This is a genomic window from Bacteroides sp. BFG-637, from assembly GCF_024793605.1.
Taxonomy (GTDB): domain Bacteria; phylum Bacteroidota; class Bacteroidia; order Bacteroidales; family Bacteroidaceae; genus Bacteroides; species Bacteroides vicugnae.
On sequence record NZ_JANUPD010000002.1, the window covers coordinates 2,663,960 to 2,683,715 of the forward strand.

Sequence of the window (19,756 nt, forward strand, 5' to 3'; positions counted from 1 at the left end):
CTGTTTTTAAGGTTTATAATGTGATGTTGACACCGAAGGAGAGTGTATAGCTTAGTGGGTAACTCATACCATTCTGATATAATAGCTCCGGATCAAAATTCTTACTCATTTTACTTCCTGTCCAAAGATTGTCACCAGAAAAGAAGACCCGTATTTTTTGTAAACTGATTTTTTGTATCAGCGCTTTCGGTAAGGTATATCCGATTTGTAGATTCTTCAGACGGATATAAGCGGCATTTTGCAGGTAACGAGTCTGTACTTGTTGATTTTGCTTGCTTCCGATGATGGGACGAGGGAAGTAAGCGTTCAGGTTTGTTCCCAGTTCGTCACCTTCCGGGCGGAAGAAATCATAATGTTCTTCGTATCCTGTAGAGTCCCATTGTCCTCCGTTGACTCCCCAGAAAATCATACCTTTTTCATATACAGATCTGTCATCTCCACCTACCCATATATCGCGTTTCGCCACTCCCTGGAACATCATGCTGATATCAAAACCTTTGTAATCTGCTCCCAATGTGATGCCAAAACGATAGCGCGGCGTACTGTTGCCGATAATGCAGAGGTCCTTCGGGTCGTTGGCGGAAGTCCCTTTTTCAATAGCAGCATTATCATCGAGATTCGCATACATGATGTCACCTGCTTTCCAGATGTTATTGCCAACATTGGGAAGTCTGCTTTGGTCATGGATAGCTATATAATCTTGTATTTCCTGATCGGTTTTTGCCATGCCTACTGTCTTGAATCCCCAGATTTCACCTAGTTTTTTTCCTTTCCAGTAACTTTCTATTGTATTACCATCAGAGTCTTTGGTATAGAATGTCTTGTCAGGGTTAGGATATTCTGTCACTTCAGTCTGCGCATCGGATAAGTTGAGAGATATGTGATAACCTACCTGACCGATTCTATCCTGCCAATTTATTTGTAATTCCCATCCTTTGGTTCGTAAAGATGTATTGTTCAGTTTCGGGGCTGACGCACCTACAATCGGAGAAATCTCTTCGGCAGGTCCTACCATGTCTTTTGTGTCGCGGACATAATATTCAGCATATCCGGTCAAACGGTTGTTGAAAGCTCCGAAGTCCAGACCGGCATTGTAACTGGTGATCCGTTCCCAAGTGAGCAATGAACTTACAAGTCCGGGAGTAGTAGCTATACTTGACTTGTTGGCCTGCTCAAGCAACCAACGGCCTCCGTCGTCTGCGCTACCTACTGTAATGTTCTGAATGGAATAGGTAGGGTAGAAGCTCTCTGTGTTCTGGTTTCCCAGACTACCATAAGAGAAACGGAGTTTCAAAAGATTTACTTGTTGTTGTATCGGTTCCCAAAATGCTTCGCGTGCGATATTCCAACCGACGGATACGGAAGGGAAAGTTCCCCAACGTTGATCTCCCCGGAAACGGGAAGTCGCGTCACGACGGATATTTCCTTCAATCAGGTATCTGCCGTCGTAGTCATAGTTGACGCGTGCGAAATAACCCATTGTAGCCCATTCTCTTGTGAAGGCTTTCAGTACACTCGTTCCTGTTGCGGTATTGATACTGGGGACCAGTTCGTTGACTACGTCATAGCGTTTGCCTACCATGTTGTTGATGCGGTAATATTCCGAATTCATACCTGCGGTAGCTTTGAAATTATGCTTCATCCAAGAGTATTCATAGTCTGCGTAAAGAGCCGTAGTTACCATGGAAGTTTGTTCCGTTTCGCTTTGTGCAGATGTTCTTCCGGCGGCAAGATCGTCGTCACCACCCAACCATTGCTCTTCAACCGGCTGATTGTCACGAGTGTATAGATATACTTTGTTAATGTTGTATTGATGTTGATAGCTTTCGGTACGCAGACTGGCTTGCCCGTGTATGCCTAATCCTTTGATGGGGGTTAAATGAAATCCTCCCTGGGTGAAGTAAGTATCTTTCGTTGAGTTGGAACGCCCTCCGGAAGTTAACTGCATTAACTTGGGATTACGTGTATAGTGTCCGTTGTTGTCATATAATGGCATTGTAGGATATAACTTGGTTGTTTCTGCAAAGAAACGGTCGCCATAGAGATTGATAAACGTAGGCATTGCAATATCTTCACGGATAAATCGTGCATTGAAGTCAAGGTTTAACCATTTGGTTACCTGTCCGCTGACTTTTCCGCTGATATTAAAACGTTTCTTTTTCTCGTCAGAGTAGTTCATTTGTCCTTCTTGCGAAAGAAAAGCACCGGAGATATAATACTTGACCTTTTCACTTCCACCGGAAATACTTAAATTATGTTCTTGTCCGAAAGATGTTTTGTCTATGAAGTTTCGCGGCCAGTTTTGGTTATCATTAGACGCTCCATTGAAAGGGAAAAAATTACTCCCTTGAGAACCTTCCGGATCAGAGGTGTATGGATACTCGCCTGCCATGTATCGTTGGATACGATCAATAGTGTTGGCATCGAAAATAAATTTCTTGTTACCATCTCCTGTATTAAGTTGCGCTGCATTGAAATATCTGGCAAAACGATAGGAGTCAAGCATGTCGGGTATATTGGTCGGACGAGACCAACGGAAGTTATCTGAATATTGGATCGTTGTCTTTCCTGCTTCTCCGGATTTAGTAGTAATCAATATCACACCAAACGGAGCGCGAGATCCGTAGATAGAAGAGGAAGCTGCATCTTTTAATACGGAAATATTAGCAATATCCTGTGGATTAAGCGTGTTAATATCTCCTTCGGCACCGTCAATCAAAACAAGTGGTGAAGCACTGGAACCTGTTCCCAGGTTACCGACGCCACGGATGTTCATTGTCGGATTCTTATCCAGTCGTCCGCCTTTATCATTCACGTCAATGTTCAATCCCGGCATGACCCCTTGCAGGGCCTGTGATACGGAAGTGACCGGGCGGGATTCCAATGTTTTGGTATCTACTGTCGCTACGGCTCCGGTTAAGTTCACTTTCTTCTGCGTACCGAATCCTACTACAACCACTTCATCCAGCGTTTGTGTATCTTCGGTCAGCATAATATTGAAAGTCGTTTGATTGCCGTCGAATGTCAGGCGTTGAGGCTGATATCCTATATAAGATATGATCAGCACATTTCCTTTAGCGACATTTTTGAGAGAGAAGTTACCATCTATATCTGTGATGGTTCCGTTGTTTGTGTTTTCCACTAATACACTGGCACCGATAATCGGCTCATTAAGCCTTTTGTCTGTAACGGTACCTTTGATGCTGACTTGCTGCGCATACACGAAACTGATACCTAGCAATAGCATGGTGAGTAATGATGTTAGTTTTCTCATTGCATTTTATTTAAAGTTATACATAAGGTTATTGTACTGCAAATGTACGCGAAGAAAGTTTTTATGGATATGCATATTTCTTTCATTCAGTGTACATGTTTAATTCATACGGCATTTCTTTATCTCTTTTTTTTTGTATGTTTTGACTTTATTTCGTTTATTTGCCCTAAATTAATTAATATGGCAAAACGCTTAAATCTAATCTTACTAGTTCTGATAAGCAGTATTCCTTTGGTTTCCGTTTATGCTTTTTTTGATAAGGATATTCGTTTGTTGACAATGCAGGATGGACTGGCAGACAATACCGTTTCTTGCATTTGTAAGGATGCGGACGGATTTATGTGGTTTGGTACGAATAATGGCTTAAGCCGTTATGATGGGAAGATGATTAAAAATTTCAGTCCGATGGAAATGTCTGTTTCGGTTGAAAGGATTGTGAAATTATCTGAAGACTATCTGGGTATTATTGCCGGAAACAAACTTTATTGTTTTAATAGAAAATCCGAATGTTTTACTCCTGTCATATCCGGAAAGGAGACGGATGGAGTCAGGCTCTGGGGATTGTTGCCCTTGAATGAAACTTCTTTTTGGGCTATATTCGAAGATAAATTATTGTTGTATCAATGGAAAGAGCATAAAGATCAGTCAGGCGATGCAGACTTTATTTGTGCGAACCTTCAGAAGGAGTTTAAGCTACTATCCGCAAAAGGAGAATTTCTTTCTGCTGTTTGCTTTGATGAAAATAGAGGGTTGTGTCTGGTTACCAATTTCAGTAACTTGCTGTTATTTCATCCGGATAGTGAGAAGTTGTGCCGGACGTTGATTCCATTAGATACAATAAAGTCTATTCAGATTACTTCTGTCATGTGTAAGGATGATATTGTATGGATTTCAACCATTGCCCGGGGGATTATTCGCTATCATTTGCGGACTCATCAGATTGACAGGATCTCGTATGACGGGATAACAGAGGGAAATCAGCTTTCCCATACGGATGTTTATCAAGTCATACCAATAGATAATAACCGTTATCTGGCGGTAACTTGGAGTGGCTATACTGTGTTGATACCGGATAAGGGATATCCACAGAAACTCACTACAGAAATTTATAATAATACAGCTTCACAAGTTCAGCAAAACTTGGAAACTCGTATGATTTCATCCTATTATGATCCGAATGGGGTGCTTTGGATTGGGACAAACGGTGGAGGAGTGATGTGTTCGGACTTGCGGTCACAGTTCTATAACCGTTTTTATCAGGATAGGCATAATGAGATTTGCAGTATAACGATGGACGACGACTGTTTTGTATGGCTGGCCACTTTTCATAAAGGTATTATGCGAAGTGATGAACCTTATGAATCAGGTAAGAGGCTACAGTTTTCTACTGTATATTCCGGTTCGGGAAATAGTAGTGAAACTGTGCTCTGTTCTTTGAAAGATGGACAGGGTAATTTATGGTTCGGGAATAGAAATGGGACATTGACCGTTTATGATGTTAAATCCCGCCGATTCATAACTTATACTTTGCTGGTGGATGGTATCATCTATACTTCGGATATTTGGGCTATCTATATAGATGCTGAAGGAGTTATTTGGGTGGGTACTGAAAAAGGACTTTTGCTCTTTGAACCTAAAAAAAGTATGTGCAAGCGTTTGCCGGTTGAACAGAAACTAGATAAAAAAAGAAGCACTTGCCATACGTTCTATTGCTGTAACAAAAGACGGGGGTATCTGGCTGGGCACAAGCAATCAGGGAGTATGTAGGGTGTCTGTCTCTGCTTCCGGTGAAATATCAGCCAAGTCTGGCTATGAGCAGAAAGCAAATGTAAAGAATCATTCAGTGCGGTCATTGTTAGCTTCTACAGATGGAAATCTGTATGTAGGCTATATGGATGGTTTCGCAATTCTCTCTCCTCAACAGGATTCGATTTGTGAATTTTATACAACTGCTGACGGATTGTGCAGTAATTTTGTCGGCTGTATTGCGGAAGATGCTAAAGGACATATATGGCTGGGCAGCAATTCGGGAATTTCCCGTTATAGCCGTCATCAGCACCTTTTCTATAATTATTATATTGCAGGTAGTAACCGATCGGCTTTATTCAGTAACCATACGTTGTTCTTTGGGAATAATCAGAGTATGACTTACTTTCATCCGGATAATGTAGATGTGTATCCTGCAAATGAACGGGTATTGATAACGGGATTGGAAGTCGACAACCGTCCGGTGGAAATAGATAAGGAGATAAACGGTCAAATAATACTTCGGGAGGGAATCTCTTATACCAATCGAGTTATTTTGAATAATGATAATCGCGATTTTTCTTTGACTTTCAATAATCTGTCTTATTCTAATGAACAACAAAAGTATAACTACCGGCTTTTGCCCTATCAGGAGAATTGGCTGATATCTGATGATGGAGAAAAAGCCTCATATACTAACTTGCCGGAAGGGGACTATGTATTCGAGGTAAAGAATATATTTCCGGATGGACAGACGGGAGCAGTGACTTCCCTGAATATAAAGATACTTCCTCATTGGAGTCGCACAGTGGCTTTTCGGTTGTTTATTCTCTTTGTGGTGATTGGCATGATAGCTTATTTTGTGCGATTGTTAAGATTGAGACAACGGCGTCTGGAACATGAAATGCAGATGAAACATGAATTGCTGACTGTTGGTCTGGAGCGTGAGAAAGAACGGCAGATACGTATGGAACGTGAAAATTTCTTTACTGGTGCTGCCCACGAACTGCGTACTCCGCTAACTTTGATTCTTGCTCCGTTGCAGGAATTGATGAAACAAGCTAATCCGTTGGAATCTTTTTATAAGAAATTGCAGATAATGCATAAGAATGCTACTTCCTTGCATACTTTAGTAGATCATTTACTTTATGTGCAAAAAATAGGGGCAGGAATGGTTAAACTCCAATTGTCCGAGACCGACTTGGCTCGGGTGATAAAGAGTGTGTCGGAACCATTCCGGCAAATGTCGGAGATCAAGGATTTGCGCTTTGAGGTTAATCTGCCTGAAGGAAAACTGTTGTATTGGGTAGATGAACCCAAAATTACTTCGGCCATGCAAAATCTTCTTTCGAATGCATTTAAGTATACATCTTCGGGTGGTAGTGTCCTGCTCTCTGTCTCCCATACAATGAAAGATGGACAAGGATATTGCCGGATTGCTGTTTCGGATACAGGGGCAGGGATTCCGAAGGATTTGCAGAAACATGTTTTCGAATCGTTCATAACAGGAGAAAATATACCGGAAATATCAACAAAGATAGGGATTGGATTATACATTGTGAAGAATACGATGGATTTGCATCATGGCAAAGTGACATTGGAGAGCAAAACGGGTGAAGGGAGTACGTTTGTTTTATATATTCCTGATGGCAAGGAGCATTTTGCAAAAGATGATTATGAACTGGTTGACTGTCAGCAAATGAGTACGAAACCGAATGAAGAGTTGGAGTCGGAACTATTTCTTTCTGCATCAGAAAATAGCCAAGAAACAACATCCCAAAAAAGCTTGTTGGTTATTGAGGATAATGAAGAAGTCCGTGAATATATCCGGAGTTTGTTTATTTCTAAGTATTTAGTATATGGAAGCCGGCAACGGTGAAGAAGGGGTGCGTATGGCAAAAGAACAATTGCCCGACCTCATTATCTCGGATGTGATGATGCCTGTAAAAGACGGCTTTACTTGTTGTCGGGAGATTCGTGCACAACAGGAAACGGCGCATCTTCCGATTTTGATGTTGACTGCAAAATCGGAAGATGCTGATATCTTGCATGGTTCTTATAGTGGAGCGGATGATTATATGCTGAAACCTTTCAATCCGGAGATTCTTCTTGCCAAAGTGGATAACCTGATTTTACAACGAGAACGGTTGAGACGGATTTATACAAAGGCCTTGATGCTGAAACAAGAATCGGAAGAGGGAGGGAAAGAAGATACTTTCCTGCAACAGCTTATTCATGTTATAGAGGTTAATCTTTCCAATGAAGATTTTAATGTGAAGATGTTGGCGGAACAATTAAATATGAGCCAGCCTACGTTGTATCGGAAAGTGAAGCAGCGTAGTGATTTGTCGGTCATAGATATGATCCGCAGTATACGTATAAGCAAAGCGGCGTCATTAATTCTGGAAAACCGCTATTCTATTCAGGAGATTTCGGAAATGGTCGGATATTCTGATACTCGCACTCTTCGCAAACATTTCACGGAACATTTTGGAGTATCTCCTTCTAAATATATGGGAGAAATATAGAAAGGTAGCCAATTATTAGCAGGTTATTACGCAATCATTCTAATCAACCTGTAACAAGAATAAAGAAAGAACTAGTCAAATAGTATCAGGGAAGTACAATCTAAAGTGTTCTCACTGTGATGAGAAAAAATACTCATTATAGTGAGAACTTTTTCTCATGCCTATGAGAGTTTTTTCTCATAGGCATGAGAATGCTTGAGAAATATAAGATTGTAAATTGCTACAAATCAATATTATATAATTTCAATTTATTATATAATGTCTTCCGGTCAATATTCAGTAACTGTGCAGCTTTGCTCTTATTATTTCCGGTTTGGCGCAATGCTTCCAGAATATGTTCCTTTTCGGTATCTTCATTGCGTAATGCTATGCTTGTGACACTGGATACGGGAGTTTCCAAAAGTTCGGTCCCAAGTTCAAGGAGAGTGATGAAACTGCCTTGTGCCAATAAGGTCGCTCTTTTCACGATATTCTTCATTTGGCGTAAGTTACCCGGCCAATGATAGTTCAGTAAAGCCTGTGATGCTTTTGCATCAAAGCCTATCAGATGCTTGTCCAGCTCCTTATTTGCCTGATCAAGAAAGAAATTTGCAAAGAGCAGGATGTCCTCTTCCCGCTCTTTTAGGTCAGGCATTTTCAACGTAAATTCATTAATACGGTGATAAAGATCTTCACGGAAAGTTCCTTTTTCGATAGCTTGTTCCAGATTTTCATTTGTTGCAGATACCAGACGGATGTCTACTGATATTTCCTGCATGGAGCCTACCGGACGTATCTTTCTCTCTTGCAGGGCACGGAGCAGTTGTATTTGTACTTCGTAACTAAGATTCCCGATTTCATCCAAGAAGATAGTTCCGCCGTTGGCAGCAACGAAAGCCCCCGTCTTATCTGTCAAGGCTCCTGTGAACGAACCTTTTACATGACCGAAAAATTCGGAGGCCGCCAGTTCTTTGGGGATAGAGCCACAATCTACGGCAATAAACGGCTTGTCATTCCGTTTGCTAAGTTGGTGGATGCGGTGTGCCACATATTCTTTTCCTGTTCCGCTGGAACCGTTGATAAGTACGGACATATTGGTAGGAGCTACCAGACTTACATAGTTGTAAAGTTGTTTGGCTGCATCACTTTCACCTTCCAGATAGGCATGATGATTTTCTGTTGAATCTTTAGATGAAATGGAGGTGCTTTTTTTAGAAGAAGATTTGGCGGTATTATGAGTCACCGGAACCTTTCCGACCTGTAAGGATTCTGCGATTTTCTTCAGCAACTCTTCCGGATTCACAGGTTTGGCGATATAATCACGTGCTCCCAGTTTCATTGCTTGCACAGCCGATTGTATATCTGCATAACCGGTCATGATAATTAAAGGAATATCAATGCCTTGTTCGTTCATCCATTTCAGTAGATCAATGCCCTCGTGGTCGGGGAGTCTCAAGTCTGATAAAATGAGGTCGACGCTTTGGCTTTCAATATGTTTTCGGGCGCGGGCAATATTACTCACTGATGATACTTCAAAGCCCCTTTTTGCCTAACCAGGTTTTTAGCATCATTCCAAAAGTGATATCATCTTCAACGATCAATATGGAGCTCATCATGTCAGGTTTTGATTCTTTTAAGTCACAAAGGTAAGAGGATTTAGGCGAAAATGGTATATTTGCAAACTTAAATTAAATAAAAGCGTTATGAAAAAGATTTTATTGATCATATTAACCATATCGTTTTGCGGACTTACTGCCTGCAAAACCGGAACAAAAAAGGAGGAGACATGGATAAAGAAACGTTGGTAAAGATTGAAACCACTTTAGGAGACATTGAGGTAAAGCTCTATAATGAGACACCGAAGCATCGCGATAATTTTATCAAACTGGTGAAAGACGGAGTTTATGAAGGTACGTTGTTTCATCGCGTTATCAAAGATTTTATGATTCAGGCAGGTGACCCGGACTCAAAGAATGCGCCGAAAGGAAAAATGTTGGGTACCGGAGATGTAGGTTATACTGTTCCCGCAGAATTTGTATATCCTAAATATTTTCATAAGAAAGGTGCCCTGTCCGCTGCTCGTCAGGGAGATAATGTGAACCCGAAGAAAGAATCTTCCGGTTGCCAGTTTTATATCGTGACGGGTAAGGTGTTCAATGATTCTACCTTGCTGGGTATGGAAAGCCAGATGAATGAGAATAAGATTAATGTTATTTTCAATACGCTGGCACAGAAACACATGAAAGAAATCTATAAGATGCGGAAAGAAAATGACGAGAACGGTCTTTATGATTTGCAGGAAAAACTATTTGCACAGGCACAGGAAATGGCTGCCAAAGAACCGGAATTTCATTTCACTCCGGAACAGATTGAAGCCTATACAACGGTGGGAGGAACTCCGCATCTGGATGGCGAATATACCGTATTCGGCGAAGTCGTGAAAGGTATGGATATTGTGGATAAAATCCAGCAGGTGAAAACCGACCGTAGCGACCGTCCCGAAGAAGATGTAAAAATAACAAAGGTGACAATACTTGACTGAAATATATGAAAATCAACAGGCATATTCTTGATAATGGGTTACGTTTGGTACATTCGCAGGACGAAAGTACGCAGATGGTTGCCCTTAATATATTATATAATGTGGGAGCCCGTGACGAAGATCCCGAACATACCGGTTTTGCCCATTTGTTCGAACACCTGATGTTCGGAGGATCGGTGAATATTCCCGATTATGATATGCCGCTTCAACTGGCGGGTGGAGAGAATAATGCCTGGACGAATAATGATATAACCAATTACTACCTCACTGTACCTCGTCAGAACGTAGAAACCGGCTTTTGGCTGGAATCCGACCGGATGCTGAGTCTTGATTTTAGTGAACGGAGTCTGGAGGTACAGCGGGGAGTAGTAATGGAAGAATTCAAACAGCGTTGTTTGAATCAGCCCTATGGAGATGTAGGGCATCTTTTGCGTCCTCTGGCTTATCAGACGCATCCTTATCAATGGCCTACTATCGGAAAAGAGTTGTCGCATATAGCCAATGCTACGCTGGAAGAAGTGGAGGCATTCTTTTTCCGTTTTTATGCTCCCAATAATGCTATATTGGCTGTGACCGGCAATATCTCTTTCGAAGAAGCGGTTGCTTTGACGGAAAAATGGTTTGCCTCTATTCCTCGTCGGGAAGTTCCTCAACGGAACCTGCCACAGGAACAGGAGCAGACGGAAGAACGTCGACTGACAGTTGAGAGAAATGTTCCTCTCGATTCCCTGTTTATGGCTTACCATATGCCCGATCATCATCATCCGGATTATTATGCGTTTGATATTCTGTCGGATGTGTTGAGCAACGGGCGTTCCAGCCGTTTGAGCCAGCGTTTGGTACAGCAGAAACAATTATTCTCAAGTATAGATGCCTATATTTCCGGCAGTGTAGATGCGGGGTTATTCCATATTAGTGGCAAACCTTCGGCAGGTGTCACCCTGGAACAGGCGGAAGCGGCAGTACGGGAAGAACTGGATTTGTTGCAACAAGAATTGGTTGACGAACAGGAACTGGAAAAGGTGAAGAATAAATTTGAGTCTACCCAGATATTCGGCAACATCAATTATTTGAATGTGGCAACCAATCTGGCTTGGTACGAATTGCTTGGCCGGGCGGAAGACATGGAAAAAGAGGTTGATCGTTATCGATCTGTCACAGCTGACCAATTGCGGGCGGTGGCTCAATCTGCTTTCCGTAAGGAGAACGGAGTAATACTTTATTATAAGAAACAACAAAATTAAATTCTCCCTTTTATAATCTACCAGTGAAAGGGAAAAGTCCCTTTGCCTGAAAATGGAGATTCGTTTAGGTAACGGAAAAGTAAATGAGACATATTTATAGTACATATAAAGAGCATTATAAAGCACTGATTTTTCTCGGATTGCCGATTGTGATCGGTCAAATAGGAGTAATCGTTCTTGGATTCGCGGATACGTTAATGATCGGACATCATAGTACGATTGAGCTGGGAGCAGCTTCCTTCGTCAATAATGTGTTCAATCTGGCGATTATTTTCAGTACGGGTTTTTCGTATGGGCTGACTCCCATTGTGGGAGGTTTGTATGGAACCCGGCAGTATGCCCCTGCGGGACAGGCTTTACGCAACAGTTTGCTGGCAAACCTGATGGTTGCATTGTTGCTGACTATCTGTATGACTGTTCTTTATCTAAATATAGAACGTCTCGGACAGCCGGAAGAATTGATTCCTCTGATTAAACCGTATTATCTTGTTTTGCTCGCTTCGCTAGTGTTTGTCATGCTTTTCAATGGATTTAAGCAGTTTACAGACGGAATTACGGATACTAAAACCGCCATGTGGATATTGCTTGGTGGAAATGTCTTGAATATCATAGGGAAACTATATCCTGATTTATGGAAAGCTCGGATTGCCCGAATTAGGTCTGTTGGGAGCAGGTATCAGCACGCTGTTCTCGCGTATCGTGATGGTGATTATATTTATCATTATCTTTATGCGTAGTCCGCGTTTTGTCCGCTATAAGATTGGCTTTTTCCGTTTGGGATGGTCACGAGCTATATTTGGACGTTTGAATGGGATCGGATGGCCGGTTGCCTTTCAAATGGGAATGGAGACAGCCTCCTTTAGTCTAAGTGCGATCATGATCGGTTGGCTGGGTACTATCGCTCTGGCTTCCCATCAGGTTATGCTGGCTATTTCGCAGTTTACATTTATGATGTATTACGGTATGGGTGCCGCTGTGGCTGTTCGTGTCAGTAACTTCAAAGGTCAGAATGACATCATCAATGTACGTCGTTCTGCCTATGCAGGTTTTCATCTGATGATGACATTGGGTGTTGTGCTTTCTTTGATTGTCTTCCTTTGCCGGAATTACTTGGGAGGCTGGTTTACCGACAGTCAGGAAGTGGCTGCTATGGTGACCTCTCTAATCTTACCTTTCCTCGTTTATCAGTTTGGCGACGGACTGCAGATTACTTTTGCCAACGCTTTGCGTGGAATTTCAGATGTAAAACTAATGATGGTGATTGCCTTTGTCGCCTATTTCATTATTTCCCTTCCTGTAGGTTATTTCTGTGGCTTTGTGATGGGATGGGGAGTAGTAGGTGTCTGGATGGCGTTCCCTTTTGGTTTGACGAGCGCAGGATTGATGCTTTGGTGGCGTTTTCATCACATGACGAAACTCCCCGAACCCCATCCCAAAACCTGATACTAAATACTTGATACTTAAAACTTAATACTTAACCCCAATGGCTTCCTTCCGTTTTACAAAGTTGAAAATAACCGCCGGTTACACTTTGTTGCTGGCGATCCTCCTTTTCTCGCTGGTGTTTGTACATCGTGAGATGGAAGCATTGTCGGCCGCCGACGATCAACAGAATTTAAGAACAGACAGTCTGTTGACCCTTCTCCATGAGAAAGATCAAAACACGATTCAGATGTTGCGGGTGCTAAGTGAAGCAAACGACAGTCTTCTCTCTGCTTCGGAAATCGAAGAAATCATTTCCGAACAGGATTCAGTTATTACCCAGCAGCGGGTACAACATCGGGTCATTACCAAGCGTGACTCTTTAATCACTACGCCTAAAAAGAAGGGATTCTTTAAACGACTCGCCGAGGTGTTTTCCCCTTCTAAACAAGACAGTGCCGTATTAGTAAATACATCGTTGGAAGTCGCTACCGATACCATTCTTCAACCGACCACTTCCAAAGATTCTCTTCAGCAGAAAATCCGCATGGCTACCGAAGAAAAACGACTGCAACGGAGGAAAACAATCCGGCGTACCAGTACAAAGTATCAGCGGATGAATACGCAGTTGACGGCACGGATGGATAGCCTGATTAAACAATATGAGGAAGAAATGACCTTGCGTGCCCGTCAGGATGCCGAACTTCAGCAGGAAGTGAGGATGCGGTCGGCACGTATCATCGGCGGTATCGCGGTTGGTGCCGTACTATTATCTGCTTTTTTCCTGATATTGATTATGCGGGATATTTCCCGTAGCAACCGTTACCGCCGGCAATTGGAGGTAGCGAATAAACGAGCGGAAGATTTGCTTGTTGCCCGCGAGAAATTAATGCTTGCCATTACCCATGATTTTAAAGCTCCGTTAGGCTCAATTATGGGATATACCGAGCTTCTGTCCCGGTTGACAGAAGATGAACGGCAACGATTCTATCTCGACAATATGAAAAGTTCTTCGGAACATTTATTGAAGTTAGTCAGTGACTTGCTCGATTTCCACCGGCTTGATCTCAATAAAGCGGAAGTGAATCGTGTAACCTTTAACCCCTCCCAGCTATTTGATGAAATTTATGTCAGTTTCGAACCTCTGACTGCTGCCAAAGGATTAGCCTTGCAATGTCACGTCGCTTCGGAACTGAACAGAGGATATATTAGCGATCCTTTGCGACTTCGGCAAATTGTGAATAACCTTTTGTCCAATGCTGTAAAATTTACTCAAAAAGGCGAGATTAGCCTGACAGCCGGTTATGATTCTTCAAAGTTAACCATTGCTATAGCCGATACAGGAAAAGGAATGGCATCAGAAGATCGTGAACGTATTTTCCAGGAGTTCACACGTCTTTCCGGTGCACAGGGGGAAGAAGGATTCGGACTCGGACTGTCTATTGTGAAGAAGCTGGTAACCTTGCTTGAGGGAACAATCGACGTGCAGAGTACATTAGGTGAGGGAAGCTGTTTTACGGTCGTTCTGCCTCTGTATCCGGTAGGTAAATCCCTTGCGGAGAGTGAATCTCCGGAAAGTGAATCATCGGAGAACGAAAGTTCATACGCTCCCAAACAGTCGGCTGCCATTCCTCCCATGAAAGTCATTCGTGTGCTTTTGATTGATGATGATAAGATTCAGCTGAATCTGACTGCTGCCATGTTGAAACAGCATGGTATTGATGCGGTATGTTGTGAACAGCTGGAACAGCTGATTGAACAACTTCGCTCTTCCGTCTTCGATGTATTGCTGACAGATATACAAATGCCTGCCATTAACGGGTTTGATTTGGTAAAACTATTACGGGCTTCTAATATACCACAAGCAAAAACAATCCCTGTTATTGCTGTGACTGCCCGTAGTGAGATGGATAAAGCCGCTTTACATGAATATGGTTTTGCCGGTTGTTTGCATAAACCGTTTACAGTAAAGGAATTGTTGCTAACAGTAAATGAAGGTCAACTTTCGGCCGATGAAGCGCATATTACAGAAGATATGGGAACTGTCGGGATCAACTTTTCTGCACTTACTGCTTATTCTGAAGATGATCCGGAAGCAGCATACTCCATCATTCATACTTTTATTGAAGAGACAGGTAGGAATATCGAACGGATGCAACAAGTATTGAACGATAAAGAAGTGGATGGGATAGCTGCCATGGCGCATAAACTTCTCCCTCTCTTCACAATGATCGGAGCGGAGGAAACCATCGCTCCGCTAAAATGGTTGGAGGCTTGTCGTGGAGAAGAATTCTCGGAAAAAATAGAAGAAATAACATTTAATACATTAGAAGCTGTCCGTAAAATAATTAGTGAAGCGGAGCTTTATTTGGAGACAATGAAGAAGCCCCAATAAGCTGGTTTCTCCTACTCCTTAGCTACTATTTATATCTTTCTTACTATTACCCAAACCTTTTTTCAAAATAATTTGTTTACTTTGTGTCACCTTATTTACACTGACACATTTTACATGAAACGAAAATGGATACGTTGGGTAAGCTGGATACTGCTTACTCCTATAATACTCTTTGTAATACTAATGGTATTGCTTTATGTTCCTCCCGTTCAGAATCTTTTGCGTCGGGAGGTTACTGCATACGCCTCTAAAGCAACCGGCATGCAGATTCAGGTGGAGCGGATAGACCTTCGTTTCCCACTTAATCTGTTGGTACGTGGTGTGGAGGTCATTCAACAGCCGGACACCCTTTTGTCTTTAGAAAGTCTCAATGTCCGTGTACAGGCATGGCCGTTGATAAAAGGAAAAGTAGAAGTGGATGAAGTGACTTTGAGCCGGGTAGCCGTTAATTCAGCCGATTTGATGGAGGGAATGAAGATTAAAGGCGTTTTGGGACGTTTCTTCCTGCAAAGTCATGGCGTCGATCTATCTAATGAAGTAGCGGTAATCAATCAGGTCGAACTATCCGACACTCACGTGCAGCTACTGATGAATGATACCACAACTACGCCCAAAGATACCGCAGCTTCTACTCCGATCAACTGGAAAGTAGCTCTTCATCAGTTGAAATTGAAAAATGTATCGTTCAGTATGCAGCTTCCTGCTGATTCCATGCGTATGGCGACCCATATTGGAGAAGCAGCCATCGATGATGCTCAAGCGGATTTGAAGAATCAGTACTACGACTTGAAGAAGTTCTTATTATCGGGAACCTCCGCCAGCTATGATACCGGAACTGCTCAACCGGCAGAGGGCTTCGATGCTTCTCATATTGCCGTCCGGGATATTCGCATCGCTCTGGATTCCTTGCTGTATAAAGGGAGGGATATGAACGCAGTCATTCGTGAATTTACCATGAACGAACGTTCCGGATTGAGCGTCACTTCCCTGACGGGTAGAGCCTACTCCAATGATTCTGTTATCTGTGTTCCCGGTTTGAAACTGAACACTCCCCATTCTGAAATCGATTTATCTGCCCATACCTATTGGGAACTGGTCAATATCCCCACTACGGGACGCTTATCCGCCCGTCTCAATGCCTATATCGGCAAAGAAGACGTCATGCTATTTGCCGGCGGTCTGCCTGAAAGCTTCAAAGAAGCCTATCCCTTCCGCCCGCTCGTCATCCGTGCCGGCACGGACGGCAATCTGAAAGAAATGCAGATTTCCCGTTTCACGGTAGATCTGCCGGGTGCTTTTGCATTGGAGGGTGGTGGTCTTCTGGAAAACCTTGCTGACAGCCTCACACGCACCGGAACCATCGGCTTGAAAATGACCACTCAAAACCTGAACTTCCTGACCGCTCTGTCGGGAGAAGCGCCGAATGGTACGCTTGTCATTCCTGACAGCATGAATCTGGTGGCGAAAGTGGATATCAAAGGTCCTGAATATAAAGCAAATCTCCGTTTGAAAGAAGGACAAGGAGCTATGGACGTGAATGCAGCCTTAAATACCACTACCGAAGTCTATAAGGCTGATCTGAAAATAGACAATCTGCAACTTCATAGTTTCCTCCCGAAAGACTCTATCTATGAACTTTCTCTTTCGGCTGCGGCTAATGGTCGTGGATTGGATGTCATGTCCTACCATTCATTTGCCAAATTGAATCTTTCATTAGATCAGCTTCATTATGCTAAATACCATCTTTCCAATCTTGATCTGACGGGAGAACTTAAAGGCGCATTGGTCACTGCACATCTAACAAGTGACAATGCTTTATTGAAAATGACAACGGATGCTGAATACAATCTGGCACACAGCTACCCCGACGGTAAAATAACGATTGATGTCACCCAACTGGATTTGCATGAACTGGGAATCATGCCAGAGCCAATGAAACGTCCGCTGACTTTTAACTTAGTTGCCGAAGCACGTCGGGATTTAGTTTCGGCACATTTAATCTCCGGAGATATGAAACTCGATTTGAGTGCACGTTCCGGCGTTAATCCTTTGATTCGCCAGTCCACTCATTTTGTAGATGTACTGATGAAGCAGATTGATGAGAAAGCCTTGAATCACGCTGAATTACGCAAAGCATTGCCAACTGCTATTTTCTCTTTCTCCGCAGGACAAGAGAACCCTTTGGCATATTTCCTGGCTACCAAGAAGATAGCTTACCATGACGCTTCAGTGAAATTCGGAACGGCTCCCAACTGGGGAATCAATGGAAAGGCCGCTATCCATGCCTTGAAAGTAGATACTTTGCAATTGGATACCATCTTCTTTACCGTCAAACAAGATACCACACTCATGAAATTGCGTGCCGGAGTTATTAACGGCCCCAAGAATCCGCAATTCTCCTTCTCTACCACACTGACGGGAGAGATTCGTGACCGGGATGCCGAGTTGTTGGTAGACTTTAAAAATGGAAAAGGAGAAACAGGAGTATTACTCGGTGTCAATGCACGTCCCTTGTTTGAGGGCAAAGGAAAAGGCGATGGACTGGCTTTCACCTTGATTCCGGAAGAACCGATTATCGCCTTCCAGAAGTTCCATTTCAATGAAAAGCATAATTGGATTTATGTACATAAGAATATGCGCGTATACGCCAATGTCGATATGTGGGATGACGAAGGAATGGGATTCCGTGTACATTCCGTACGGGGAGACACCGTTTCTCTACAGAATATTGATGTGGAAATCCGAAGAATCAGTTTGGCTGATTTGAGCAGTGTACTTCCTTACTTCCCGGAAATAACCGGTTTATTCTCTGCGGAAGCGCACTATGTACAGACCGAAAAGGATCTTCAGCTTTCGGTTGAAGCAGCTATTGATGAGCTGACTTATGAACGTCAACGCATTGGTGACGTGACAGTGGGAGCTACTTGGCTACCGGGCGAACAGGGAAAGCAATACCTGAACGCCTATCTGAATCACGACGAAGTAGAAGTGATGGTGGCGGATGGTAAGCTGCTTCCAACCCGGACAGGAAAAGACAGTCTGGAAGTAAACGCTACTCTGGAGCATTTCCCGCTACGTGTAGCTAACGTATTTATTCCTGATAAAATGGCTACGCTGGCTGGTGATATGGATGGTAATCTGAACATTACGGGTAGCACCGAACAGCCTTTGATTAATGGCGAACTGGTGCTGGATAGCGTTTCTGTCCTTTCTCAACAGTATGGTGCTAATTTCAGGTTCGACAACCGTCCGGTACTGATAAAGAATAATCGGTTGGAATTTGATAAATTCGCTATCTATACAACAGGAAAAACTCCATTTACGATTGACGGTTATGTTGATTTCAGGGATATGTCCCGACCGATGGCAAATCTGAATCTGCTGGCGCAGAACTATACGCTTCTGGATGCCAAACGCACTCGTGAGAGTCTGGTCTACGGAAAAGTCTTTGCCGATTTCCGGGCAACAGTGAAAGGACCGTTGGATGGATTGAACATGCGTGGAAACATGAGCCTGTTGGGTAATACAGACGTTTCCTATATCTTGACCGACTCACCGTTGACGGTACAGGATCGTTTGGGAAGTCTGGTAACCTTTACTTCGTTTAGCGACACCACTACGGTTGTTCAACAAGAAGTGCCGACTGTTTCTTTAGGCGGGTTGGACATGGTGATGATGGTACATATCGATCCATCCGTCCGTTTGAAAGTCGATTTGGATGCAAGCAATGACAATCGTGTCGAACTGGAAGGGGGAGGTGACCTCTCTATGAAATATACTCCGCAAGGTGATCTGACATTGACCGGACGCTATACGTTGAGCGGCGGTTTGATGAAATATGCTTTGCCTGTCATTGCCGCCAAAGAATTTGCTATCGATAACGGTAGCTATGTGGAATGGACAGGAAACCCCATGGACCCGATGTTGAACTTCAAAGCAACCGATCGTATCCGTGCTTCTGTTTCCGAAGGAGAGAACGGTGGAACGCGTTCGGTTAATTTCGATGTGTCCATTGTCGTCAAGAACCGGTTGGATAATCTTTCCTTTGCATTTGATGTATCTGCTCCCGAAGATGCAACCATACAAAACGAGTTGACAGCCATGGGGGCGGAAGAGAGAGGTAAACAAGCTCTCTATATTATGGTTATGAAAACCTATCTTGGCACCGGACCGATTGGTGGCGGAGGTGGTGGATTGGGTAAATTGAATATGGGTTCCGCACTGAACTCCGTATTAAGCAGCCAAATCAATTCATTGATGGGAAATCTGAAAAATGCCAGTGTTTCTGTCGGTATCGAAGATCACGATTTGTCGGATACGGGTGGTAAGCGTACGGATTACAGTTTCCGTTATTCACAACGTCTCTTTAACAATCGTTTCCAGATTGTAATCGGAGGTAAGGTTTCTACAGGTGAGAGTGCGACGAATGATGCGGAATCCTTTATTGATAACATCTCTCTGGAATATCGTTTGGATAGAACCGGAACCCGTTATGTCCGTCTGTTTTACGATAAAAACTACGAGAGTGTACTCGAAGGCGAGATTACGGAAACCGGAGTCGGTCTGGTACTTCGCAAGAAACTGGACAAACTCAGTGAACTGTTCATCTTTAAGAAAAAGAAGTAA

Annotated in this window: 5 protein-coding genes and 3 pseudogenes; 6 read left to right on the plus strand and 2 right to left on the minus strand. The window is 43.0% G+C overall.

Annotated features, from left to right (window positions below; genetic code table 11):
* Positions 1-13 precede the first annotated feature (13 nt).
* The gene (locus tag NXX38_RS10360) at positions 14-3,274 is read right to left on the minus strand and encodes a TonB-dependent receptor (RefSeq protein ID WP_258979419.1); all 3,261 of its coding nucleotides are present in this window, start codon (positions 3,272-3,274) and stop codon (positions 14-16) included.
* Positions 3,275-3,454: 180 nt separating this feature from the next.
* Between NXX38_RS10360 and NXX38_RS10365 the strand changes: the two are divergent.
* Positions 3,455-7,548: pseudogene (locus NXX38_RS10365) on the plus strand (two-component regulator propeller domain-containing protein).
* 220 nt (positions 7,549-7,768) lie between these two features.
* Here the strand turns inward: NXX38_RS10365 and NXX38_RS10370 are convergent.
* The gene (locus NXX38_RS10370; RefSeq protein ID WP_409013805.1) at positions 7,769-9,049 is read right to left on the minus strand and encodes a sigma-54-dependent transcriptional regulator; all 1,281 of its coding nucleotides are present in this window, start codon (positions 9,047-9,049) and stop codon (positions 7,769-7,771) included.
* 181 nt (positions 9,050-9,230) lie between these two features.
* Here NXX38_RS10370 and NXX38_RS10375 point away from each other — a divergent pair.
* The 5 genes and pseudogenes from NXX38_RS10375 (at position 9,231) to NXX38_RS10395 (ending at position 19,756) form a co-directional block, all read left to right on the plus strand.
* A pseudogene (locus NXX38_RS10375) lies at positions 9,231-10,069 on the plus strand (peptidylprolyl isomerase).
* 5 nt (positions 10,070-10,074) lie between these two features.
* A complete protein-coding gene (locus NXX38_RS10380) occupies positions 10,075-11,313 on the plus strand; it encodes a pitrilysin family protein (RefSeq protein WP_195649252.1) in 1,239 nt (412 codons plus the stop codon).
* Between the two features lie 83 nt (positions 11,314-11,396).
* A pseudogene (locus tag NXX38_RS10385) lies at positions 11,397-12,756 on the plus strand (MATE family efflux transporter).
* Between the two features lie 40 nt (positions 12,757-12,796).
* Complete coding sequence (locus NXX38_RS10390) at positions 12,797-15,130, plus strand: ATP-binding protein (protein WP_258979420.1); 2,334 nt, start codon at positions 12,797-12,799, stop codon at positions 15,128-15,130.
* A gap of 114 nt (positions 15,131-15,244) precedes the next feature.
* On the plus strand, positions 15,245-19,756 hold the full coding sequence (locus tag NXX38_RS10395; protein WP_258979421.1) for a translocation/assembly module TamB: 4,512 nt from the start codon (positions 15,245-15,247) through the stop codon (positions 19,754-19,756).

Coding starts and splice junctions, on each gene's coding strand:
- NXX38_RS10395 (WP_258979421.1), top strand. CDS start 15,245: ATGAAACGAAAATGGATACGTTGGGTAAGCTGGATACTGCTTACTCCT.
- NXX38_RS10380 (WP_195649252.1), top strand. CDS start 10,075: ATGAAAATCAACAGGCATATTCTTGATAATGGGTTACGTTTGGTACAT.
- NXX38_RS10390 (WP_258979420.1), top strand. CDS start 12,797: ATGGCTTCCTTCCGTTTTACAAAGTTGAAAATAACCGCCGGTTACACT.
- NXX38_RS10360 (WP_258979419.1), bottom strand. CDS start 3,274: ATGAGAAAACTAACATCATTACTCACCATGCTATTGCTAGGTATCAGT.